The 24085-nt window shown below is 61.4% G+C and carries 14 protein-coding genes and 1 pseudogene; 13 read left to right on the top strand and 2 right to left on the bottom strand.

The window, feature by feature from the left end; genetic code table 11:
- The first annotated feature begins 130 nt into the window (after window positions 1-130).
- The 9 genes from waaF to ASF66_RS16480 all read left to right on the top strand — a co-directional run bounded on the left by waaF (window position 131) and on the right by ASF66_RS16480 (window position 11575).
- Complete coding sequence (waaF, locus tag ASF66_RS16520; RefSeq protein ID WP_049861450.1) at window positions 131-1180, top strand: lipopolysaccharide heptosyltransferase II; 1050 nt, start codon at window positions 131-133, stop codon at window positions 1178-1180.
- A 1-nt stretch (window position 1181) separates the two neighbouring features.
- Window positions 1182-2246 (top strand): lipopolysaccharide heptosyltransferase I, encoded by a 1065-nt coding sequence (waaC, locus tag ASF66_RS16515; protein WP_056844629.1) that lies wholly within the window; start codon window positions 1182-1184, stop codon window positions 2244-2246.
- Complete coding sequence (locus tag ASF66_RS16510) at window positions 2246-3367, top strand: glycosyltransferase family 4 protein (RefSeq protein ID WP_056844628.1); 1122 nt, start codon at window positions 2246-2248, stop codon at window positions 3365-3367. The genes waaC and ASF66_RS16510 overlap by 1 nt, the downstream gene beginning before the upstream one ends.
- Window positions 3364-4170, top strand: a complete 807-nt coding sequence (gene rfaP, locus ASF66_RS16505) for a lipopolysaccharide core heptose(I) kinase RfaP (protein ID WP_056844627.1) — start codon at window positions 3364-3366, stop codon at window positions 4168-4170. The genes ASF66_RS16510 and rfaP overlap by 4 nt, the downstream gene beginning before the upstream one ends.
- Entirely contained in the window at window positions 4170-4904 is a 735-nt protein-coding gene (locus ASF66_RS16500; RefSeq protein ID WP_056844626.1) for a lipopolysaccharide kinase InaA family protein, read from the top strand. The genes rfaP and ASF66_RS16500 overlap by 1 nt, the downstream gene beginning before the upstream one ends.
- The gene (locus ASF66_RS16495; protein WP_049861445.1) at window positions 4901-5653 is read left to right on the top strand and encodes a lipopolysaccharide kinase InaA family protein; all 753 of its coding nucleotides are present in this window, start codon (window positions 4901-4903) and stop codon (window positions 5651-5653) included. The genes ASF66_RS16500 and ASF66_RS16495 overlap by 4 nt, the downstream gene beginning before the upstream one ends.
- 226 nt (window positions 5654-5879) lie before the next feature.
- The gene (locus ASF66_RS16490; RefSeq protein ID WP_056844625.1) at window positions 5880-7310 is read left to right on the top strand and encodes a lipopolysaccharide kinase InaA family protein; all 1431 of its coding nucleotides are present in this window, start codon (window positions 5880-5882) and stop codon (window positions 7308-7310) included.
- Window positions 7311-7462: 152 nt separating this feature from the next.
- Window positions 7463-8467, top strand: coding sequence for a PAAR domain-containing protein (locus ASF66_RS16485; protein ID WP_056844624.1), 1005 nt, complete (start codon window positions 7463-7465; stop codon window positions 8465-8467).
- 57 nt (window positions 8468-8524) lie between these two features.
- The gene (locus ASF66_RS16480; protein ID WP_056844623.1) at window positions 8525-11575 is read left to right on the top strand and encodes a dermonecrotic toxin domain-containing protein; all 3051 of its coding nucleotides are present in this window, start codon (window positions 8525-8527) and stop codon (window positions 11573-11575) included.
- Window positions 11576-11650: 75 nt separating this feature from the next.
- Here the strand turns inward: ASF66_RS16480 and ASF66_RS16475 are convergent, their stop codons facing one another.
- Window positions 11651-13774, bottom strand: coding sequence for an autotransporter outer membrane beta-barrel domain-containing protein (locus ASF66_RS16475; protein WP_162240091.1), 2124 nt, complete (start codon window positions 13772-13774; stop codon window positions 11651-11653).
- A 241-nt stretch (window positions 13775-14015) separates the two neighbouring features.
- On the bottom strand, window positions 14016-16556 hold the full coding sequence (locus ASF66_RS16465; protein WP_162240090.1) for an autotransporter outer membrane beta-barrel domain-containing protein: 2541 nt from the start codon (window positions 16554-16556) through the stop codon (window positions 14016-14018).
- A gap of 380 nt (window positions 16557-16936) precedes the next feature.
- On the opposite strand from ASF66_RS16465, the gene ASF66_RS16460 reads away from it, so the two are divergent.
- The 4 genes and pseudogenes from ASF66_RS16460 to ASF66_RS16440 all read left to right on the top strand — a co-directional run.
- Entirely contained in the window at window positions 16937-19033 is a 2097-nt protein-coding gene (locus ASF66_RS16460) for a hypothetical protein (RefSeq protein WP_056844619.1), read from the top strand.
- Window positions 19034-19076: 43 nt separating this feature from the next.
- Entirely contained in the window at window positions 19077-22238 is a 3162-nt protein-coding gene (locus ASF66_RS16455) for a hypothetical protein (RefSeq protein ID WP_156463216.1), read from the top strand.
- Window positions 22239-22669: 431 nt separating this feature from the next.
- Window positions 22670-22933: pseudogene (locus tag ASF66_RS16445) on the top strand (hypothetical protein); the annotation flags it as partial.
- 307 nt (window positions 22934-23240) lie between these two features.
- Window positions 23241-24085 (top strand): hypothetical protein (locus ASF66_RS16440; RefSeq protein ID WP_156463215.1); only part of this gene is annotated, 845 nt, incomplete at its 3' end.

Here is a 24085-nt window from a genome sequence, read left to right as displayed (position 1 = left end):
ATAGAGCCTGCTCCACAGTTGACCTCATGTGGCGCGGGCTTTGGTGGGAGCGGGCTCTGCCCGCGAAGAGGCCCTCATGAACACCCCGACCTGCAAACCAGCACCACCCGACTGACTGTTCTGGAAAACTATGAGAATTCTGATCATTGGGCCTAGCTGGGTCGGTGACATGGTAATGGCACAGACCCTGTTCCAGAGCCTCAAGCAACGGCACCCCGATTGCCTGATCGATGTGCTGGCACCCGAATGGAGCCGCCCGATCCTGGAGCGCATGCCGCAAGTGCGCGCGGCCTTGAGCTTTCCGCTCGGCCACGGCGCGCTCGAACTGGCCACGCGCCGACGCATCGGCAAAAGCCTCAAGGGTCAGTACGACCAGGCTATCCTGCTGCCCAACTCGCTGAAATCGGCGCTGGTGCCGTTCTTCGCCGGCATCCCCAAGCGCACCGGCTGGCGCGGCGAGTTTCGCTATGGCCTGCTCAACGACGTGCGCACGCTGGACAAGCAACGCTACCCGTTGATGATCGAACGCTTCATGGCCTTGGCCTTCGAGCCCGGCGCCCTGCTGCCGCAGCCGTATCCACGCCCCGAGCTGCGCATCGACCCGGCCAGCCGCGACGCCGCGCTGGCCAAGTTCGGCCTGGCCCTGGACCGTCCGGTACTGGCCCTGTGCCCCGGCGCCGAGTTCGGCGAGGCCAAGCGCTGGCCGTCCGAGCACTACGCCGAAGTGGCCGAGATCAAGATCCGCGAAGGCTGGCAGGTCTGGCTGTTCGGTTCCAAGAAAGATTTCCCGGTAGGCGAAGCCATTCGCGAGCGGCTGATTCCGGGCCTGCGCGAGGAAGCCTATAACCTGTCCGGCGAGACCGCGCTGGCCGAGGCCATCGACCTGATGTCCTGCGCCGACGCCGTGGTTTCCAACGATTCGGGCCTGATGCACGTGGCCGCCGCGCTCAACCGACCGCTGGTGGCGGTGTACGGCTCGACCTCGCCCGGCTTCACGCCACCCTTGGCGGAAAAGGTCGAAGTGGTGCGCCTGGGCCTGGACTGCAGCCCGTGTTTCGACCGCACCTGCCGCTTCGGCCACTACAATTGCCTGCGCCTGCTGGAACCCCAGCGGGTTGCCGATGCGTTGCAGCAGGTGGAAGGGCCGGCCACGGTCGAACTGACAGTCAAGGCGGAATGAATTGCGGGTACTGCTGATCAAGACCTCGTCCATGGGCGATGTCATTCATACCCTCCCGGCCCTGACCGATGCGGCCCGAGCCGTGCCGGGCATCCGTTTCGACTGGGTGGTGGAGGAGGGCTTCGCCGAGATTCCGAAATGGCATCCGGCCGTGGACACGGTCATCCCGGTGGCCATCCGTCGCTGGCGCAAGAACCTCTGGCAGGCCTACAAGAGTGGCGAGTTCAAGCAACTGCGTCAGCGCCTGCGCGCCAACCGCTACGACCTGGTGATCGATGCCCAGGGATTGCTCAAGAGCGCCTGGCTCACACGCCTGGTCAAGGCCCCGGTGGCCGGCCTCGACAAGGGCTCGGCGCGCGAAGGCCTGGCCGCCCGTTTCTATCACCGGCGTCTGGCGGTCGCGCGCGGCCAGCATGCGGTTGAACGCGTGCGCCAGCTGTTCGCCCTGGCGTTGGGCTACGACCTGCCCGAAGGCACCGGCGACTATGGCCTGAATCGCCTGCAATGGCGCGATCTGATTCCCGGCCCGGCGTTCGTGGTGTTCCTGCACGGCACCACCTGGGACACCAAGCACTGGCCGGAAATCTACTGGCGCGAGCTGGCCGAACGCCTTGGCCATGCCCATATCCAGGTGCGCTTGCCGTGGGGCAACGAAGCCGAACAGGCGCGCGCGCAACGCATTGCCGCCGGCCTGAAGAATTGCGTGGTGCTGCCCAGATTGAATCTGGCCGGGATGGCGCAGACCCTGGCCGAGGCCCGTGCCTGCGTGGCGGTCGACACCGGCCTTGGTCATCTGGCCGCAGCCCTGGACGTGCCGACCATCTCCCTGTTCGGGCCGACCAACGTCGGCCTGACCGGCGCCTACGGTCGCAGCCAGGTCCACCTGGCCAGCGATTACCCGTCATGCGCACCCTGCATGCAGAAAAAATGTACCTACCAGCCGACGCCGGATGACCAGCGTCGGTTCGATCTCAAACGCGAGTGGCCGCTGTGTTTCACCCGGCTCAATCCCGAGCGCGTGGCAAGCCGATTGAGCGCCGTGTTACTGGCCGAGGATCTTCGTTGATGCAACTGGCATTCGTGCTCTACAAATATTTTCCCTTCGGTGGCCTGCAGCGCGACTTCATGCGCATTGCCCTGGAATGCCAGCGCCGTGGCCACAGCATCCGCGTCTATACGCTGATCTGGGAGGGCGAGGTGCCCGAAGGCTTCGAGGTGCAGGTCGCGCCGGTCAAGGCGTTCTTCAACCATCGGCGCAACGAGAAACTGCTGAGCTGGATGCAGGCCGACCTGGCCAAGCGTCCGGTCGACCGCCTGATCGGTTTCAACAAGATGCCCGGCCTGGATGTCTACTACGCCGCCGATGGCTGCTATGAAGACAAGGCGCAGAACCTGCGCCATTCGCTGTACCGCTACTGGGGTCGCTACAAGCATTTCGCCGACTACGAACGCGCGGTGTTCGGGCGCGACGCCAAGACCGAAATCCTGATGATTTCCGAAGTCCAGCAACCGCTGTTCATCAAGCATTACGACACCCCGCTGGCGCGCTTCCACCTGCTGCCGCCGGGCATTGCCCAGGACCGCCGTGCGCCGCCGGATGCGGCCTTGATCCGCGCCGAGTTCCGCGGTGAATTCATGCTCGAAGACGACGAGCTGCTGCTGGTGCAGATCGGCTCGGGGTTCAAGACCAAGGGCGTGGATCGTAGCCTCAAGGCCATGGCGGCCTTGCCGGCGGCGTTGCGCAAGCGCGTGCGGCTGATGGTCATCGGCCAGGACGACCCCAAGCTGTTCCAGGTGCAGAGCGCAGCGCTCGGCCTGGGCGACCGGGTGCAGTTCCTCAAGGGCCGCAGCGACATCCCGCGTTTTCTGCTCGGCGCCGACGTGCTGATCCACCCGGCGTACAACGAGAACACCGGCACCGTGCTGCTCGAAGCCGCCGTGGCCGGCCTGCCGGTGCTGGTGTCGGCGGTGTGTGGCTATGCCCATTACATCGCCGAGGCCGACGCCGGGCTGGTGCTCAGCGAACCCTTCGAGCAGGAAGAGCTCAACCGCTACCTGCAGCGCATGCTCGAAGACGACGACGCGCGCGCCGCCTGGTCGGCAAATGGCCTGGCATTCGCCGACAGCGCCGACATCTACAGCATGCCCGAGCACGCCGCCGACGTTATTCTGGAGGCGCGACCATGAAGCTGGTGCTCGACGAGCCGTTCAAGACGCTGTGGGCCGGGCGCGATCCGTTCGTCGCCGTCGAAGCGCTGCAAGGCGAAGTGTTCCGTGAACTCGAAGCGCGTCGTACGCTGCGCACCGAAGTCGATGGCAAGGGCTATTTCGTCAAGATCCACCGCGGCATCGGCTGGGCGGAGATCGCCAAGAACCTGTTCACCGCCAAGCTCCCGGTGCTCGGCGCTGGCCAGGAATGGAAGGCCATCCAGCGTCTGCGCGAAGCCGGCGTGCCGAGCATGACGGCGGTGGCCTACGGCGAGCGCGGCAGCAACCCGGCCGATCAGCATTCGTTCATCATCACCCAGGAGCTGGCGCCGACCATCGACCTGGAAGTGCTGAGCCTGAACTGGGTCAAACAGCCGCCTGCGCCTGCGCTCAAGCGCGCGCTGATCGCCGAGGTGGCGCGCCTGGTCGGCATGATGCACCGCGCCGGGGTGAATCACCGCGACTGCTACATCTGCCACTTTCTGCTGCACACCGACAAGCCGGTCACGGCCACGGATTTCAAGTTGTCGGTGATCGATCTGCACCGCGCGCAGGTACGGCCGCGCATCACTCGTCGCTGGCGCGACAAGGACCTGGCCGCGCTGTATTTCTCGGCGCTGGACATCGGCCTGACGCGCCGCGACAAGCTGCGTTTTCTGCGTGACTATTTCCAGCAGCCGCTACGCCGCGTGCTCAAGGACGAAGCGCAGCTGCTCGGCTGGCTCGACGGCAAGGCGAACAAGTTGTACGACCGCAAGCAACGCTATGGGGATGCGCTCTAATGGCCGGCTGGAATCTGGAGGCGGGCTATGAACACCTGCAGACCGACTTCGGCAGCCTGGAAGCGGTGTTCGCCCTGACCGGCGAGCGTCTGACCCGCGACCCGTTGTCCGAAGTGATTCGCGTCCAGCGCGGCGGCGTCACCTATTACGTCAAGCGCTACGTGGGCGCAGGCAAAGGCTTGCGCGCGCACCTGGGCAAGCCCCGGGTGAAGGCCGAATGGCAGAACCTCAAGCGTTTCGCCAAGTGGGGCATCCCGACCGCCGAGGTGGTGGCCTGGGGCCTGGAGCGCAATGGCGCCAGCTATGACCGCGGCGCGCTGATCACCCGCGAACTGCCCAACACCCAGGATCTGCATCACCTGGCGCAGAGCGGTGATCCACGCCTGCGCAACCGTGCCTGGGTCGACCACATCAGCCGCCAGCTGGCGCAACATACCCGTACCCTGCACGACAACCACTTCACGCACAACGATCTGAAGTGGCGCAACCTGCTGGTCGACGACAAGGACGTGCTGTACTTCATCGACTGTCCCAATGGTGCGTTCTGGCGCAGCTTCATGCTGCGCTATCGCATCATCAAGGACCTCGCCTGCCTGGACAAACTGGGCAAGCGCGAGCTGTCCAACACCCAGCGTTTGCGCTTCTACCTGCAGTACCGCCGCCGCGAAAGGCTCAATGCGTCGGACAAGCTGCGCGTGCGCAAAATCGTCAAATTCTTCGAGGGCCGCGAATGAGCGACTTCATCGCCAGCGAGGAGCGCGCCTTGCTCGAGCGCCACGGGCTGGCCGCGTTCGACGCATTGTGGAACCTGCAACTGGACGCCGTGGATGAACCCAACACCGGTCGTGGCGGCTGGAGCAGCGTGTACCGCCTGGATCTGGAAGGCCGTGGCTTCTACCTCAAGCGCCAGAGCAACTACCTGACCCGGACCCTGGCCCGACCGTTTGGCGAGCCGACCTTTGCCCGCGAGTTTCGCAACATCAGCCGCTATCGCAAGCAGGGGATTCCGGCCTTGCAGGCGGTGTTCTACGGTCAACGGCAGGTTCAGGGCGATACCCGCGCCATGCTCATGACCCGCGCGCTGGACGGCTGGTCCGACCTTGACGCGGTATTGCAGCAATGGCCGACCTTGGCCCCCGATACGCGCCGCGCGGTGCTGGTAGCGGTCGGCGAGCTGGGGCGCATCCTGCATTCGGCAGGGCAGGTGCATGGCTGTTTCTACCCCAAGCACATTTTCCTGCGCGCCACGGCGAGCGGGTACCAGGCGCAGTTGATCGACCTGGAAAAAACCCGGCCATTGCTGTTCGGCCAGCGCGACCGCGCCAAGGACCTGGAACCGCTGCTGCGCCGCGCGCCGCGCTGGCAGGCGGCGGATATTCGTGTGTTGCTCGCCGCGTATCTGGCCCAGCCTGAAGCCAGCCCTTTGGTCGACGCCTGGCTTCAACGCTTGAGCCGCCGTCGCAGTCACAAGGAAGGGCGGTAGATGTATCTCGCTGCAACTGGCCTCTTCGCGGGCAGAGGGCTCGGCCGCCCGCCCCGGTCCCACATAAATATCAGGCGCACTATCAACTCTGTGGGAGCGGGCTCTGCCCGCGAAGAGGCACACCGAGTAATACCTGCTGCAACGCAGTCCCCTCTGCCCGCGAAGAGGCCCTTCCTGCCAGCCACCCATCCAGCGCCCCACCTTACCTACAACAAGAGGCCCGCCGATGCGCCTGTCTGAACTGACCCAAGCCGGCCGCACCCCAGCCCTGCCATTGAGCATCACCTTGGCAGACGCCGCCGGCCCTGCCGAGCTGCAACTGCTGACCCTGCTGCGCGTTCTGCCCGGTCAGCGCTACGTCGGCGCCGGCATCTGGCGGGGCCGCACCGTGCTCGCCAAACTTCTGGTCGGCAGCAAAGCCGCCCGGCATTTCCAGCGCGAACTGGCCGGCGTGCGCCTGCTCGCCGAACAGGGCCTGACCACTCCCCAGCTGCTCGCCGACGGCCTGCAGGAAGGCGAGGGCGGCTGGCTACTGTTCGAATACCTGGAAAACGCCCACAGCCTGGCCGACGAATGGGCCCGCGTGGAGGCCCTGCCGCCCTTGGCCGACGAACAGACCGCCGTGCTCGGCGAAGCCCTCGGCGTCATCGGCCAGATGCACGGCAAAGGCCTGTGGCAACAGGACCTGCACCTGGACAACCTGTTGCGCCACAACGGCCAGGTGTACCTGATCGACGGCGCCGGCATCCAGGTCGAAGAGGCGGGCAAGCCCCTGTCGCGGCAAAAGGTGCTGGAAAACCTCGGTGTGTTCTTCGCTCAGTTACCCAAGCACTTGGAACCCTTCACCGAAGAGCTGCTGGTCTACTACCTGCTGGCCAATGGCGAGCACGGCCTGCCCATGGAAGCGCTGCAGAAGCAGATCGACAAGGTCCGCGCCTGGCGCCTCAAGGACTATCTGGGCAAAGTCGGCCGCGACTGCAGCCTGTTCAGTGTCCAGGACAATGCCTCCAGCCTGCGTGCCGTTCGCCGCGAAGAAGAGGCCGCCATGCTGCCCGTGCTGGAGCGTGCCGACGCCCTGCTCGAACAAGGCCACATCTACAAGACTGGCGGCGCCGCCACGGTCGGCCGTGTTCACAGCCAGGGCCGCGACCTGCTGATCAAGCGCTACAACATCAAGAACCTGCTGCACTGGGGCAAGCGCTTCTGGCGCCCCAGCCGTGCCTGGCACTCCTGGGTCGAGGGCAACCGCCTGCTGTTCCTCGGCATCGCCACGCCCAAGCCCCTGGGCGTGCTGGAAAAACGTGTGCTGTGGCTACGCCGCGAGGCCTACCTGGTGACCGAGCACTTGAGTGGCCCAGACCTGCTCGAGGCCTTCGCCCCCCATGTCGACACAGGCGACCTGCCCGAAGCCCAACTGCTGGCCCTGGACCAACTGTTCGCCGATCTGATCCGCGAGCGCATCAGCCATGGCGACCTCAAGGGTCACAACCTGTTCTGGCACAACGGCCGCTGGGCGCTGATCGACCTGGACGCCGTGCAGCAGCACGGCAGTGACAGCAGCTTCGCCCCTGCCCACCAACGCGACCGCGAAAGGTTGCTGCGCAACTGGCCCGAAGGCAGCGCCTTGCGTACCCTGCTGGATCAGCGTTTGCCCTGAGGCCTCGCGCCGCGGTGTAGCCCCTTCCGGGAAATCAGGACTCTTCCTGCATCTACGTCGGACTAGTCCTACAGACGTGTGTCCATCACTCCCGGAAACTCCTTTCGCTTTGCGGTCCCTCGCGGGCCATGGGCACAGCAGGGGACTTGGACATGACTGTAGGCTACTTCATCCGCTTGGGTGACAAGACATCGTGCGGCGGCACAGTGCTGGGTGGTGAGCGAGGCGTCACCTTGCTCGGCGTTCCGCGCTCGCGCGAAGGTGATCGCGTGTCGTGCGGAAAGAGCACTGGCGAATTTCACATCGTTGGCGGCGTCGACCAGCTCAAGAGCAACGGTCGGCGCGTCGCTGGCAGTCTCGACAGCACCAGTAGTTGCCAGTGCAATGCGCTGCTGATCCCGTCGTCGTTCAGCACCCAGTACGAGTCCGTACGCAAGGTCAAACACCGGCCGGCCGCCTTGCCGCGGCCAGACACGGCGTTGAACTGTGGCCATCCAGACCAATTGCTGTCGATCACCACCTACCTGGCGAGCGAAATCAACAGCAACGTCCGCCACCCAACCATCGTCAAGATCGGCCAGCTCAATTGCTACGATGCCACTCAGGACACGCGCACCTACAAGGCGCTGCCCTGGCACGCACGCTTGTGGGCGCGCGACCCTCAGGTAGTGGCCAAGGCTTGCAGGGACGAAGCCGTGGCCCTGTGGGTCGAGCAGATGGACGACAACCGCGAGTGGAATTACCGCGCCAAGGTTGCGCACTTGCAAGGCTCCACCTGGCACAAGCAAGGCCGCTACCTCTATCACGTCGGTCTTTGGGCGGGCATCCACTACGGCTACCTGGGCATGGCAGTGGGGCTTCGTCCCGGCGAGCTGGTCGACGGTATCGATGAGCACACCCCCCTGGAGCAGCGCCGCACCTTGCGCCACTGGCGCACTCCCGCCGATCGCCTGGCGATCAATATCGGCGTGGAGCTCTACAAGCGCCATCCCGAAGGCGTCGTGACGGGCAAGGCGCTGCTCAACGTGATTCTCGCCGCCGACCAGCACGCTTGGGGCGCAGGCAGGCGCGAGCATCGCTGCGGCTCACGTCTGCGACAGTCCGGCGCGTCGGCTCATGCTTCGGCCTCGTCCCCGCTGCGGGTGCCAACCATGTAGGCAGCCCTGCTTGCGCGGCTGCTTAAGCTAGGCCTCCCGAACCTGTGAGGCAAGACCATGAGCGAACCGGAATCCACCTCCGCCCCTTCAGCGACCGTTACCGACAACAACACCGTTCAGCCTGACCCCATCGTCTCCAACATTCTCTTCTGGGAACGCAAGATCGCCGAGCTGATGCAACAGTACCCTGACATCGAACGTGCCGCGCTGCAGATCGCCCGACAGGTGCTGGCCAGGGCAGGGCTGTTCGATCTGGACCCCTACCAGGTGCATTGGCACTGGTTCGACTCGGCCAACTCCAGCTCGCGCACCTACACTGGCTGGGAGCACTACGGCACGCCCAAGCAATCGATGACCCTGGTCGAGCTGGTGATGCGCCGCTTTGACCTGGACCAGCAACGCAACAGCGATCTGCTGGCGCAGATGGGCGGTTTCTATCGTGTCGATCAGTCGGCCCACGCCTTCAACGAACATAACGAAATCCGCCTGGACCCGCGCCAGGTGCATGCGTATTTCTGGCGCATCGACTTCGCCGCCTACTACGCCTCCAAGGTACGCGGCTTCTGGATCAACAACCATGGCCTGTACTGCATGGTGTCCAAGCTCAGCATGCTGTGCAACGCCATCCTCAACTGCCAGAAAGGCCTGTTGCGCATCGAAGATTTCATCGAGGTGTATGCCGCCGTGGTGAATGATTCCAGCACGCCTTTCCGGCCGGAAAAGCTCATGGGCGATGTGGCGATGTCATCCAGCACTACGGTGCACAGCTTCGATATCGAAGGCATCGTCAGCCACACCATGTTGCGCTTTCGCACGGCGTCGGGCCGCGAGATCATCTACTGCGCCATGCAGGACCCAGCCTTCGTGGTCTTTGCCAACGCCCGGCAAATGTATGAGTGGGTACGAAGCTACCTGCTGACCGAAGAGGGCCGGCGCCGTTTCGGCTTGCAGTTCGCACGGCCCGAACACGACAGACACGGCCTGTGGAATACCCTGCAGGGTCATCTGCGCGACATCGCCAGCACGCCCTGGAACCTGCGCAAGACCCGGCTCAACGCAGAGGAACAAACGCTGGACGGCTATGCCTTCACCTTCCTGACCGATTGCCTGAAAACCGACATGGAGAACGATGCCAGTTACCTGCTGATTTCCAATAATCAGCTCAGCAAAGGCATGTGGCTGGGTTATCTGGAAGCCTCATTCAAGCTGTACAGTATTTTCAGCATGATGGGCTGGCCGATTGCAGCCTTGTCCATCGCTGCCGGCCTGGGCGCGGTGGGGCTGTACGCCGACAAGGCCATCAACGCGGTGAACGAACGCGAGCGCTCCGAGGCCATCCGCGGTGCGGTGCTGCAAGCCTTGAACGTGTTTCTCACGCTGCCCTTGCTGGGCGACCTCACGGCCATCGGCGACTATGACGAAGCCGGCATGCAACTGGAGCTGGAAACCGATGGCGAAAGCGTCTGGGGCGGCGTGGTCGAGGACACCGGTGATACGTCCAGCGGTGGCAGCAGCAGTGGCGACGATTTCGATCCGCTCTATCTGGGCAGCGACGAGGACCGTTCCAGCACCTCCACCTCCAGCGACTCGCCTTCGCCCAGCCATGGGTCCGTCGCCAATCGCTTGCTCGAATGGCGCCCGGCCGTGGTCCGCGGCCGCGACCTGCAGGTCCAGACCCGCGGTCCCATGGCCGGGCTCTACGTGCGTCAGGGCAACCAGATCTATGCCCAGGTACAGAATGTGCTGTATCGCGTGCGCTACAGGGTCGCGCTCAAGCAATGGGCGGTGGTCGATCCGCTCAACCCCTATGCCGCTGAGGAATGCATCCCGCTGACCCTGGACGCCAAAGGTGTTTGGCATCCAGGTGAACGCATCGCCGCAGCGTCGGTAGCCGAGGCCCAGCGAGTGACGGCCTGGGATGTACTGCGCACCGACCTCGCCAGCGACGTCCACGTACCGCCGTTGGCCACGCAGATTCGCGTGACCGTGCCACTGGACGGCGTGGAGAAAATCCTCGATCGCTACATGGTCCGTATCCCCAGCCGAGGCTCGTTGCTGGCCCTGTACGACGCCGACGAACAGACCTGGCGCCTAAACCACCTGGGCAACACTGACTACCTGTGGCTGAGCGCCGATGGCGATTGGCGCAGCGGCGACCGCCTGCAATGGCAGGCCGCTGCGAAGGATGCACCGGCGACCCGCGCCACCAAGAGCATCGTTCTGCCACCTCTGCCCATACCGCCTGCCGGCGCGTCGGCGATCCCGCGGGTGGTGCATTACATCTGGGTAGGCCACGAGCTGCCCAGCCAGGCCCTGTTGGACAATGTGGTGGGCAACGCCGCAGCGATGCAAGGCTGGCGCACGGTCCTGCATGTGGACCTGGAAAGCGAAACACTGCTGACGCAACTCAAGGGCATCTTTGCCGACAAGCCTGACGTGGCGATCACGCCTCTGGCCGATCAGGACTTCTTCCAGACCCTGCTGGCGGGCGACAGCGGCCCTCAGTACCGCGCCTGCCGCAACGGCCAAGCCAGGAACTATGCCGCCGCCAGCGACGTGCTGCGCTACCCGTTGATCGATGCCCACGGTGGGCTGTACATGGACGTGGACAACAGGTTCACCACCGTCCATGCCGACCTGCAACTCCACGCCGGCCCCGAGGATGTACTGCTCGACGACGCCGTGGTGCTGGCCGACGTGCCCTACAGTGGCTACAACAGCCACGTGTTTGCCAGCCACGCCAACAACCCGGTGCTCAAGTCCGTGACCCGCGCCATGCAGACGCGGTTCAAGGCCAAGCCCGATTTCTACGCCAAACCCCGGCCCGTTCTGAAAAAGGACGCCAGTACCCGCGAAACCCTGACCTTCTGGCGCTACGTCAAAGACACCTTCGAAATGACCGGCCCGCAACTGCTCGACGACGTCCTGCGCGAAACCCGTCCGGACTACTACGACCTGCTGCTGCGCGCCGACCTCAAACAATCATTGGGCATCAGCTCGCAGGCTTACGAGCGCCAGCTGACCGCCTGCGTGGAGCATTACTTTCCGTTTGCAGGCAGGCTGGAGGTGGAGGTCGGGAATCTGCACTCCTGGACCTCCACACGCTGATCAGGCCTGGCTGTTCAGAAGGGCGAAGTGGAGGGGCCGGGCGCACGAAGGTGGCAATACCGATGCGTGATGGCTTCAGAAGTCATAGCGCGCGCCCAGGCTCAGGCCCCATGGCTGCTCCATGTTGCGACCCTTGGCGTACTCCAGATCGGTGTGCAGTTGCAGTCGATCGGAAAGCTGGACTGCCGCACCGATGCCAAGCTCCGCCCGGGAGCCGGACAGGTCGTTGGAAAACCGATTGCCGTTGATCTTTACCTGATTGTTGTCGGCAAACTCGTGGGCCAGGGCTGCCTTGGCGTAGTAGTCGAAGCGGCCTCCACTGTCTATCTGGTGGGTTTGCCCCACTTGGGTACCCACCTTGCCAAGCAGCGAATCAGCCTTGTTGCTGCGCGCCTGCATGCCGTTATCCAGGCTGTACTTTTCGCCCTGCACCCACAGCGCCGATACTTGCGCGAAAGGACTGACGAACACACCATCGTCCAGCTCGAAGCGCTTGCCCGCTTCCACCGATACACCTACACCGTGGTTGTTGTAATTGCCAGCACTGCGCTGGCCGTCGCTCATGCTGACGTCCGCTTCGTTCTGGAAGCGGTTGAGCTTCATCAGGGCATCGACGTAGTAACCGTCATCGGCCAGCCACGTGCCATAAAGCCCCAGGTAATAGCTGTCGACGCTGCCGGTGGTGCCGGCTGCCAGGTCCAGATCGGAACGGCTATAGCCCCCCGTCACACCCAACAGCATTCGACCGTTGTCCAGAGCCAGTGCACCGTCGGCACCCACGCTTACGCCCTGTTGGGTCTGTTGGTAGTCGACACCGCCTCCAGCGGACACATCGTAGCGATTGCCATATGCGCGGCTCCATACGCCGCCTTCGCCACTGCCCATTCGCAATTCACCCATGCGTGAGCGCAGCGTCGAGGCTTCGCCGTACCACACGGTTGGTGCGGCGCTGAACAAGCCCAGCACCGAGCGCGTGCCGGGCGCGACCACTTCGCCTGGGCGCTGTACCAGAAACCAATCGTTACCTTGCTTTTGCAGGTCGTAGACGTAAGTACCCAGATCCACTTGGCCCCCCACGAGATCGAACTGAGCAGTGCCGCCGCCCGTTCTGACCACTTCATGTGGGGCCTGCCCCTCGGCGACGTCAGTGCCGGTGTTCCTGATCGCCAATTGGTGATTACCGGCGGCCTCACCGCTGATCACCAGTTTGTCACCCTGCCCGGCGGCCAGGTCGGTGTTCAGGCCAAATATGCCCTTGCCCTGGAGGGTGTCGAGCTCGAGCTGATGAAAAGCGCCATCACTACCACCGAGATCGACGCGGCCATTGTTCAAGGTCAGGTTTTTCACGTTGGAGTCTTGAGTGAGCCTCCACAGGCTGCCGTTGTTCACGCTCATCTCGGTCAAGTTGCCGATGCCCCCAGTAAGACGGGCCTGGTCATCCAGATTCAAGGACACCACCGAATCTGCGCCTACCACGACGTTGCCTACCAGGGAGCTATTGTCCACGGTGACATCGGCACTGGTACCACCGTTCACTTCGAGGATTACACCGTTGCCCCCGGTCAATGTGGAACCATTGGTAATCCTGATGTTGGCGTGGGCGATACCTGCGCCTGCGGGCGCATCGACCCTGATTGCGCTGTCTTTGAGCCCAAGGAGGTGAGCGTTGTCGAGCAGCAGGTTGGATTCGCGACCCGCAATGCGATCAGCGATGATCATCACGCCATGCTTGTCACCCGTCACCTGAGTATTGTTGTCGAGCTGTGCATTGCCGTTGACCAACGTGAGGCCGAAGCCACCGCTCATTGTGTTGTCCTGGCCATCATCTCGTCCATAGACTGTGGTATTGCTAAGAACCGCCGTGGAATTCCAAGCCACATTGACGCCCCGTGCGATACCTTCGATGACGCTGTTGGAAACCGATACCGTGCTACTGCGCGTCACATTTAGGGCGGAACGGGCGCTACTGGTCAGGCGGCTCCCGTCGATACTGGCCTGGGATTGCGTCAGATGCACTGCAAAGGTGGAGTTGGAGTTCGCCGCAGCGCCATTCATGATTACCGTGGAATCGCCACTGACGATGCCCTGGGTGATTCCGCCAGATTCGACAGTTAACACCGCGCCATCGCTCAGCTTCCAGCTCTCCACCGGAGCACCGAGGCCGACCGTGGCGGTATCGCCGTTCAGTTCTCTGGCCATGGACGTGGGTCCGGTCACCATGGCGAAGGCGATGGCCCATGTAAGGCGTGATAAGTTGGAAACAGTGATAGCGTGAGGCACGGGTTTATTACCTTGGTTTGCGCGGATCGAACGGCAGTGGAGTCCTGCTCATTAAGCGGCGCAGTGTAAGGTAGTTGCTCGCAGTCGCTATGTAGGACGCTTCCTACATACTTGTAGGAAGCGTCACTCTGTTAAAAAGGCTATCTAAAAAATATCTGACTTACCATGCATAGCGTAATCCCACGCTCACTTCAGCAGGTACTTCGATGTTTTTACCGCGGCTATAACCGTAATCGGCATGCAGCTGCAAGTTGGAGGCCAATTGGGCAGCGATACCCACGCCCAGTTCCACTCGGTTGCCTGACAAATCATTGTTGAATGAGTTGTCATTGACGCGTACTCGATTGGCATTGGCAAACTCATGCGCCACCGCTAGTTTTACATAGGGCTGTACCGTTCCTCCCTTTTCCAACTTCAGGGTGCGACCTACATGGGAGCCTACTTTGCCCAGCCACGAGTGGGCATTATTGCTATGGGCCTGCATACCGTTATCCAAGCCGTAACCTTCACCCTGCACCCAAAGTGCCGAGCCTTGCAGGTAGGGTTCAATGAACCAGTCGTTGGCAACAGTAATGCGTTTGCCGACTTCCACTGACGCACCTACACCGTGGTTGGTGTAGTCGCCTTTGGCGCGCTGACCGTCGCTCATGGTGACGTCAGAGCTGTTTTTGAAGCGATTGACTTTGACTACGGCATCCAGGTAATAGCCCGACTGGTTCAACCAAGTGCTGTACAAACCAGCATAGTAGCTGTCGACGTGGCCGTCAGTGCCGGCCTTGAGGTCCAGGTTCGAGCGACTGTAGCCAGCCATTACACCGAGTGTCCATTGATCGTCCCCGGCTGGCAGAGGTGTGTCGATGCCGAATGTGATGCCTTGTTGCTGTTGCCCGTACTCCACCCCTCCAGCCGCCGACATGTTCGACCGGCCACCGTACGCGCGTACCCAAGGCCCGCTGATGCCATTACTTGCCCGAATGTCGCCCATGCGGCTGCGCCACGTGGTCAGCTCGCCGTACCAGACGGTGGGTGCAGCACTGAAAAGGCCCAACACGGCGCGCGCGCTGGGGGTGACAACGGGGCCACCGGGTTCTCCAGGCGTACCCGGCTCGTCAGGGCCGCCAGGTTCTACGGGGTCGATGGGGTCACCTCTGCGCACCAGAACCCAGTCATTTCCCACGTGCGCCAAGTTGTAGACGAAGGTACCGGCGTCCACTTGTCCGCCGCGCAAGGCGAAGGCTGCCGCCCCTACACCAGCGGTACTGACCAGCACCAGGCCGTCATTGCCTGACGGCGGCTCGATCCCGGTATTGGCCACGGCCAAGACATGGTTCCCTTCTGCTTCACCCGTTACCGCCACTTTGTCACCTTGCAGATTGGCAATATCGGTATTGAGGGCAAAGGCGCCAGCACCCGCCAGTCTACCCAAGGTCAAGGTGCGAAAGGCCCCGACAGTGCCCCCGAGGTTTATCTGGCTGGCATCGATGTCCAACGCCTCGACCTGTGAATCCTGGGTCATGTTCCATACCGACCCTGCGCGCATGCTCAGCAGGCTGGCATTGGTAATTCGACCGGTCAGCGTCGAGCCATCGCCCAGGGCCACCGTCGTCGTAGCGCCGGTGGCAGCGATATTGCCGGTCATGGTGCTGGCATCCAGACCCAAGGATGCTGTGCTGCCGGCCTCGGCGTAAAGCGAGCCGGCAAGATTGGCGCCGTTACGAAACGCCAGAATGGCAGTGGAGGTATCCAGCACATTGATGTCGCCGGACAGAGAGCCTGCCTGGGCGTTCAACTCCAAACGCGACTGTTCGCTGGCCTGCAGATTGCCGATGATGCGACTGTCGAGCAGCGTTGCATCAAGTGTGGATGCCCCTGTAGCCAGGATGCCTCCATTGAATTGAGTGTCCGCTGCTGTCAAGGTTGCGGCAGATGCGCCGACCAGCTCCACAGCCAGGCCGTTGCCTCCCGTCAAGGCCGCACCGTTACGCAGATCTATCATCGCAATGGCCGACCTGTCCACTCTGGTGCGGCCAATGATCAAGGCGCTCCCGGTCTGCCCTTGAAGACTCGAATCGTCGACGGTCAAGGTGGCGATCCGGCCCGGTTCACCTGTAGCCGGCCCGTCCGGTGTCAGCAGTGCCCCATGATCGACCCCGGCCAGTGCACTGCCGTTGGCGATCGTCGCGGTACCCCCAACCACGGTCACACCATGACCCCCTCCCAGAAATGACCCAGCGCCATTGCTCGAGGCGGTAACCTGGGTATTGGACGCGGTCAGCTGGCTCCCGGTCGAGACACTCAATCCTCGGCCCGCCGTCACAATAGTGCTGTCGCTGATGCTGCCCTGGCCGCCGAGCGCGACCACATAGCCGCCGTTACTGCTGCTCAACGTGCTGTCAATCACACTGCTGACTGCGCCCAGACCGCTGGTCTGCATAGCCGACTGTGCTGCACCATTGATCGTTGCTCCAGTCACCGTGCCACTTGAGTTCTGCAACCTGATGGCCAACGTTTGTGCCCCGGGGTTGACGGTTAGCACCGCGCCATTGGTCAGTGTCCAGAAATCCGCCGGACTACTCGCATAAACGTTGACGTTGCCCGGACCTGTAACATTTCCAGCCAGTGCATCGAAGCTTCCAATCGACACGAATGGCATTGCAACCAGTATCGCTATCGGATGCTTCACCGCAAATAATAGAGTCATCATATTCTCCAGCGCCCTCTGGAAAATAGGCGGGGCGTTCAAGCACAGTAGTTGGTTACTTATGAAAATTTATATTCTTTTCGATGTGGTCTGGAAGGCGGCGTACACAGGGGGGTTTAATGAGTGTAGAAGTGTCTCTATATTTTCAGTTCGAATGTTAATGGTATGTTTTATTCACGATTATCCCGTGTTTTATAAAGACCAAATGATCTATGCATCTCGTGGTGGTGTCGCAAAAGCTCTGCTAGTTTTTCAAGGGTGTCGCCAGGGATCAAGTGAATGCCCGGTGACGTCGTTGAGTCGGGGTCTTCCCGAATCACTAATTAAGACGTGTCGGCTGGATATATAGGTCCGCTTGCACTTCAAAGGAGTTGGGTTTCATGGCTCAGTTAAAAGCGACACCTGGCGTATTGGCGGACGATGACATTGTCCTGGCTGCATTGGATGTTCCGATCACCCTGCCGGGGAATGGCTACGAAGAGGGCTTGGTGTCAGCGCCGGCTTCTATGGCGCCGGTAAATGTGATCATTCCCTGGAATGAAAAATTTGACGCTCAAGACCTTCTGAAATTGAGCTGGAATGGCAGGGTCCTGGAGGAGACTGAATACGAGATTAGCGACGACGATGTCGCGGCTGAAGGCCCACTTACCCTCGAGTTGCCGCTTGGACCAGCGGATGGATTTGAGACGGGGCCTAAATCGCCCGCCAAGCTCTCATACCAGCTCGAGGGCTACTACAGCGAAGCGATTACCAAATGCCTGATCAATTTCAATATCTATATCGACCGCACAGCGCCCGGTGGCTCGTTGCTTGGGGAGTTGGAGCTGCCCGGTGTGGGCGCCGACTATGTGATCAACCCTGTCGACTTGGACCCCATCAAAGGGCTGCTCGCAAGGGTGCCCACATACGGGGGCCAGCATGCAGGCGATGTCATCGTGCCGATGATATCGGTTGCCGATGAGGCAAACGGTGACCCTATCTGGATCCCGCTCCCCAGCAATTCAGTCACACTTCCGCCAGGAGCATCGGAAGTCACCGATGTCTCCATCTACTTTCCTGCCCCCGACCTTCTGGCTCAGGGCGATGGGCCACGCAAGCTGGGCTACTTCATCACTGATCGCGCGGGCAACCGTTCCACGGTGAACGGTGAGCCCCGGCCGGTGACGCTGCTGCTGAGCGATGTGCCTACCGATCCTGATCTGTTCGCACCGGTCATTCCCTTGTACGCCGATTCGATCATCGATGAGGCCGACGCGCGAAATCTGACCGTCATCATTCCCAAATTTGCCCATGCCAACAATGGCGATTCGGTGGACTTGTTCTTGGACGGTGTTCTGGTCGGCACTACGATAATTTCCGATAAGAACGCTGAGCCCATTCTGACTTTTTCCATTACCTACGCGCAGGTCATAACCGCCAGTAAGGGGGTATCTCGCTTTTCCAGCGACTTCGAATACACCGTCTCCCGTACCGGTCACCAGATGGCCTCCTCGCCCATCTTGCGCGACGTACTGTTCGACATCACGCTGCCGGGCGGCCCGGACCCTGATCCAGAGACTCCGGAAGACGAAGCCTTGCTGGATCCTTGGATCTTGGGCAAAGACGGTGCTGTCAAGAACGTGATTTACGCATTTCAGTATGGCGAGCCTGCCCAGATAACAGTGCCTTGGCCACCGGGTGCTGCTGCAAATCGGTGGCTCAAGGACGATATCATACAGATTACGTACGGCACGCTTGATCTCACACCCTACCGGCTCTCAGCGACGGATGTAGCAAATAAGACAGATTTGAAGTTCACCTTGTTGGGTAGCCAGATGTCCGACGAAGGTACCGGAACGTTGAAGCTGAAGTACACCGTTGCTCGCGTTTTTGCTGCGGCAGGGTCGCTCCCTGAGTTCACCAATGTCGCCAAATCCAAGACTGTCGATGTGGATGTCATCGGCGCCGACGAAGTACCTGGAGGTGGTAACGGTCTGCCCAGTGGCCGGTGGGTTACGCTCACCGACAGGGGCGCGCTTACCTTTGAGAATACCCGTGGCGGCGCGGAGTATGAGATCAAACTCGACTACATCAACGTCTCTCGGGGTGATAAAATCACTCTCAAATTAGCAGGTTACAAACCTCGTACGAACGCAACGCCAACGCCTGGTACGGCGTACGAGGTAACCAGTGATCCGCTCACCCCCACCGAAATTGCGCGCGGTACGTACCGGTTCCGGGTACCGCAGACGTATTTCACGTTGACGAACCTGCCACGCACCCATTACCTGGATCACAGCCATCAAATCGTCAACGATGCTGGCGGCACAGGCAATACATTGCCGCTGCCGCCGACTGCCAGGACACCGGTGGATTTGCAGAATCCTACAGCAGGTTCAAACGCGACGAGTGGGACGGGTACCAGCGGCTTTTCTGCAACCTCGCTTGACGACGGTAGTCACTCTCAGCTCAAGGCTCATATGAAGCAGCTCGAATAAGGTTTTCGCCAGAAACAGTCGAGCGTTTTGCACAAGCACACAGTTGCGCAAGCGGCTGTGTGCACCTTTGCCCTTTGCATCGAGGTGCCTTATGAGTGCTTATTACTACAAATCGCTGCAGCGAAGCGCTGTGCTCGCCAGTCACGTCGGCGAGCCTGCTTCGCTCCCACCGCCTGACATCCCCGCCATCAGAGTCGATGGTGGACTCAACTATTCGCACCTGGTCGACCCTACCCGCGGGGTACTGGTACAGCTATTCATCACCGGTGACATAATTCCCGGCGACACGGTCGCGCTGTTTCGCGATGACGTAGCGTTGCAGAGCCTCCCGGTCGAGGAGGGAATGGAGCTTCTGACATTTCGTGTTTACCCTCTCGATATTCCCGATGGCGATATAAACTTCCATTACCACGTCTACGGGTTGCTCTCCGATAGCGATGAGGCTTCGCACCCGATCAAGGTCAAGGTCAAGCGTAGCGTCCCCGGAGGCTTCGATCCCGACCCCGAATCTGCCGATGTCAACGATCGGCTTCTGGCTCCGGTGGTTGGGGCAATCTCTTCCGGTATGCCTGTAACCGTGACGATCCCGGTGTACGAGAACATGTACGCCTTCGATAAGATCACCCTGTCCTGGGGTGGGATATTGATCACCCGCACGGTGCAGGAAGAGGAGGTGGACAGCCCAGTGACAATCATTGTCAGTGCGTCCATCGTGGGCCAGCAATCGGGTGATGATCTGGTGGTGCGCTACGAAGTGCGCGATACGGTCAACAACTGGTCGCGGTGGAGCCCCAGCGCGTTGGTCCAGGTGCCGGATCCCAATGCTCTGCCGGCACCGCAGGTACCCAAATCGGTAGCCGGCGTGCTGGACTTGAACGAGGTCGGCACCGCCGACGTCGAGATCATCATCCCTACGGGTGCTCTTGTGGCGTTGGAGCAGATCGTGCTGGTATGGCGCGGCCAGCCGGCGCAAGGCCCGCAAGTCGAGTATATCTCGCCACCTTACCCAGTGAAGACCGAAGACATCGGCTTCGGTGTCAGACTCAATGTGCCCAATAGCGCAGTTGTCGGTCTGGCTGGTGGCAGTGTGACAGTCTCCTACAGGGTCACCTCCAGTCTGAGGCCACCGCGTACATCGCTGGTCAAGTCGTTGACGGTCATCGGCCAGCTAAAGGGGTTGGAGCCCCCCCGAGTGTTGCATGCTGTAGGCGATCGACTAGACCCCGCCAGCGTACCGGCCAGTGGCACCACCGTGTATGTGCCCGCATGGGATGTCATGGCCGAGGGTGACTATCTGCTTCTGGAGTGGGACGGTCTTACAGAAGCCGGCACGTCGTTCTATGACAGTTTCGAATACGACTTGGCCGACACTGACCTGGATCATGATGTGCCGTTCCCAGTGCCTCAAGGCCACGTGACCCTACTCGCTGGTGGTTCGCTGGAGGTGTATTACAGCGTCAAGCCGATCAACCGGCCTGGTACAGTACTCAAGTCGCCGCGTTTGTCGCTGGCTGTGGTGGGCGGTGGCGGTGGTGGGGGACTGATACCTCCTGAGGTCGTGGGTGCGGTCGCCGGAGTGCTGAATCCCCAGACGGCCACCGAGCCGGTGCAGGTCAAGGTTCTCCAGTACCAAGGCAAGCTGGTCGGTGATCGTGTGACGTTGCATTGGGACAGCTCGGTCAGCAGCCCTTTCGTTTCCTCGAAAAAGGTCACCGATAACAACGTCAACAGAGACTTGGATTTTTTGATCAACAAGGCCAACAACGTGGTGCCCAACCTGGGTACGGTTGTGAACGTCTGGTATGGAGTGGCGCATGAGGCAGGCGGCAGTGCGATTTCTTCCAAAGTGCCAGTACGGATCGGGGCCCCCGTCTCCACAGACTTTCCGCCACCGGTCGTCGTAGGCGCCAGTCCTCCTAACGTGCTGAATCCGGTACTGGCTGAGAACGGTGTTACCGTCCGGGTCGCCTACACTCCAATGTCGCCGAACGATCTGATTGCGTTGGTATGGCAAGGCACTGCCGGGCCAGGCACTCCTGACATTGAGACCCAGAACGGCAGTACCTCGGGTGTGGTCGCGTTCTCCGTGCCCGCCTCCGCCGTTGCCGCCAATCTAGGCAAAACGGTCGAGCTGGCCTACTTCGTGGTCAGAGGTATCGAGCAGTTCGGCCCGTTCGAATTGTCCCTGAACGTCAGTCCGATGCCGCAGAGTGCCTTGGATGCGCCAACCGTACCGCAGGCGGGCAATGCCCAGTCTGAACTGGACCTGACCAGTTTTACTGGAGACGCCCAGGTGGTTCGCGGTGAATGGCCTCTGATCGGTGCAGGCCAGAAGATCTGGCTGACCGTAGAAGGTGTCACAGCCCAAGGACCGCTGACGCTTACATTGGCCAGTGCCCGGCTGATTACACCTCAAGAAGTGACAAGCGGCCTCAACGTGCCGTTGTTGCGGACCGAACTGCAACGCTTCTCACCAGGCAGCGAAATCGTAGTGCGCTTGAAGGTCAGCTTCGATGGCAGCAGCGTGGCCAGCAACGCCACTGAGTTCTTGTTGCGTCGGCTGCGCATCAAGGCCGCCAATGCTGTTATTGCGCAACGATTGCGGATCCCCCAGGCGCCTGGCGATTACCTCAATTTTGCTGACATCTACGAAGCCTCTTCGATCACTGCGCGGATCCCGCAATACACCGGCATGGACCTTGGGCAGTCGGTCATGGTGCGCTGGCAGCATGACTCGATCGTATGGCGTTCTGCAGCCATTCCGGTGACACGCGTTGCGCCGATCGACGTAGCCATCCCGCGCATGGAGGTGGTGGACATCATTGGCCGCCAGGCCGAGATCGAGTACACGGTTTATCTGGGGCAACAGCAACTCGATCGGTCAGACCCGATGACCTTGCGCGTCAGCCCGAATCCCGTCGACCTGCCTGCACCGCGAGTCAGCGGCGACTCGCGGACCGCAAGTATTCCTACCACCAACTTGCGTAGCGGGCACACGGTACGTCTGCGTTGGGGCGGGGTAGTGGAGCGCTTCGGTGCAGAGATCAATGTAAGTGCCACAGGTACGCCAGTGTCGGTGAGCATTCCTTCGCAGTGGGTGACGGAAAGCCGTGGTACCAAGGTATTGGTCAACTACAGCGTCTACCGACGTGTGTCAGGTGAGCCTTTCCTGTTCTCGCGGGTATGGCGATTCACCATCGCCTGAGTGTGCACTGGGCAGGCGGCCCTGGTGCTGCCTGCCCACGCCTTGAACTCTTCACCGCCGCCTTTGGCCGTCAACGTTCGTATCGCCACGAGATGGGGATACGCACCTGGGCGACTGATAGGGCGTTGGCGTTCGATTTTCATCCGGAAGGTGGGGCAATTGCGCTCCGAGCTGCCCGACATCAAAGGAATGTGATCATGGTCATCAATAAGTTGTCGATGTTGCTGTTGAGCCTGACTTTGGGCCTGACTTCCAGACAGCGGCTGTCGATCGCCAGTATCACAACGAAATTATGCTTCAGGTATGGGGGCAGAACCTGCACCGGCAATTGCCGCTTGAGGCCCTGTTCTACCGCACCCAACGCAACCCTGCCTCGGGCCTGGCCAGCGCCAAGGTCATTGTTTGCCAGCGACCGGCATTCGGCACTGATNCAGGTATGGGGGCAGAACCTGCACCGGCAATTGCCGCTTGAGGCCCTGTTCTACCGCACCCAACGCAACCCTGCCTCGGGCCTGGCCAGCGCCAAGGTCATTCAGCGCGACTACTTCAATTGCACCGGCAGTGTCCTGCCCATCCTGCGCTTGTTCCTGGGTGACGGTGCAGCCTCGGCGTTCAGCTTTGCCGCAGCGGATCAAGGTGTCACTGCAACGTCCGTACCGGACCAGGCCGCATGCCGTGCGAAGGAAAGCAGATGAGTGAGTTGCGCGCGTCTGCAATGGGGTTTGGCGTTGCCATGCAAAGCGAANCCTTTGCTGATGGTCTTTCAGGATTTGCCGCAGCGGATCAAGGTGTCACTGCAACGTCCGTACCGGACCAGGCCGCATGCCGTGCGAAGGAAAGCAGATGAGTGAGTTGCGCGCGTCTGCAATGGGGTTTGGCGTTGCCATGCAAAGCGAAYGTTGAGGGGCCGCGGCCCCCACGAAACCAGTGACGAGGCGCACGAGCGCCTGGACCAAGTCACTCAATGAAGGTCGATGCTACCGRGAAGGATGTGAGGTCGATATGTCTATCRAAAAGCTGCCGGTTCTGCTGTTGAGCGTGATGTTGRGTTTGGTTGCCTGCGAAAGCCGTACTCCTGAACCGCAAGCTGTGCAGTCCGAGCGCTTCACGTTCGGCGCTCGCGCCATCGAGTCACGTTTTTCGGTGGTGGAAGCGCCGGAGGGCGTTCTGGATCCCGARGTAATCACCGATAAAGCGACAGTCGAGGTGTATTACCCAATGGGCCCGCGCGACAAGGTGCGCGTTGAATGGCTAGGCAGCCAGACCCACAGCACGGCGGTACAAACGGTGCTGATCGCCAAGGTCCTGAAGTTCGACTTGCCCAAGCAGTGGATCGAGGAGAACGCGGGGCAAACCGTGACGCTGACCTACTGGTACCAAACGGCTGGCGCCGGACCCGAGGTCAGTTCGGCACCTTTGACGTTGAGAATCGCTGGAGGCGCGGTGAGCCCAGTCTTCAGCGTGGTGGAGGCCGGGACAGATGGCACGCTCGACGCCGATACCTTGGGCGCCACTGCCACGGTTCAGGTGCTGCACCCGGGGATGGCACTGGACGATACCTTGCGCGTGACTTGGGGTGGGTCACCTTCACGCAATACCGAGATCAAACCAGTGGTCGATCGCGCCGCACCGGTGGACTTCGCCGTGCCCAAATCCTGGGCGACGGAAAATATCGGCAAGACGGTACAGGTTTCCTACACCTATCAAAAAGCAGGAACGGGCACGGCCGTCCCCTCCAGTCCGATGTCATTGCGCATCACATCCAGCGCGCCCGTGGTCAGTCCAGTGTTCAGGGTCCTGGAAGCGAAGGCGAATGGCACGCTCGACCCCGCTACCCTAGGCGCCAA

This window comes from Pseudomonas sp. Leaf129 (genome assembly GCF_001423465.1).
Classification (GTDB): Bacteria; Pseudomonadota; Gammaproteobacteria; order Pseudomonadales; family Pseudomonadaceae; genus Aquipseudomonas; species Aquipseudomonas coleopterorum.
Note: the sequence above shows the minus strand (reverse complement) of the source record. Positions and strands in the feature narration are given on the sequence as shown.

Bases quoted from the DNA above. Each gene is read 5' to 3' on its own strand.
- waaF (WP_049861450.1), top strand. From the start codon at position 131: ATGAGAATTCTGATCATTGGGCCTAGCTGGGTCGGTGACATGGTAATG.
- ASF66_RS16510 (WP_056844628.1), top strand. From the start codon at position 2,246: ATGCAACTGGCATTCGTGCTCTACAAATATTTTCCCTTCGGTGGCCTG.
- rfaP (WP_056844627.1), top strand. From the start codon at position 3,364: ATGAAGCTGGTGCTCGACGAGCCGTTCAAGACGCTGTGGGCCGGGCGC.
- ASF66_RS16500 (WP_056844626.1), top strand. From the start codon at position 4,170: ATGGCCGGCTGGAATCTGGAGGCGGGCTATGAACACCTGCAGACCGAC.
- ASF66_RS16495 (WP_049861445.1), top strand. From the start codon at position 4,901: ATGAGCGACTTCATCGCCAGCGAGGAGCGCGCCTTGCTCGAGCGCCAC.
- ASF66_RS16490 (WP_056844625.1), top strand. From the start codon at position 5,880: ATGCGCCTGTCTGAACTGACCCAAGCCGGCCGCACCCCAGCCCTGCCA.
- ASF66_RS16485 (WP_056844624.1), top strand. From the start codon at position 7,463: ATGACTGTAGGCTACTTCATCCGCTTGGGTGACAAGACATCGTGCGGC.
- ASF66_RS16480 (WP_056844623.1), top strand. From the start codon at position 8,525: ATGAGCGAACCGGAATCCACCTCCGCCCCTTCAGCGACCGTTACCGAC.
- ASF66_RS16475 (WP_162240091.1), bottom strand. From the start codon at position 13,774: ATGGCCAGAGAACTGAACGGCGATACCGCCACGGTCGGCCTCGGTGCT.
- ASF66_RS16465 (WP_162240090.1), bottom strand. From the start codon at position 16,556: ATGACTCTATTATTTGCGGTGAAGCATCCGATAGCGATACTGGTTGCA.
- ASF66_RS16460 (WP_056844619.1), top strand. From the start codon at position 16,937: ATGGCTCAGTTAAAAGCGACACCTGGCGTATTGGCGGACGATGACATT.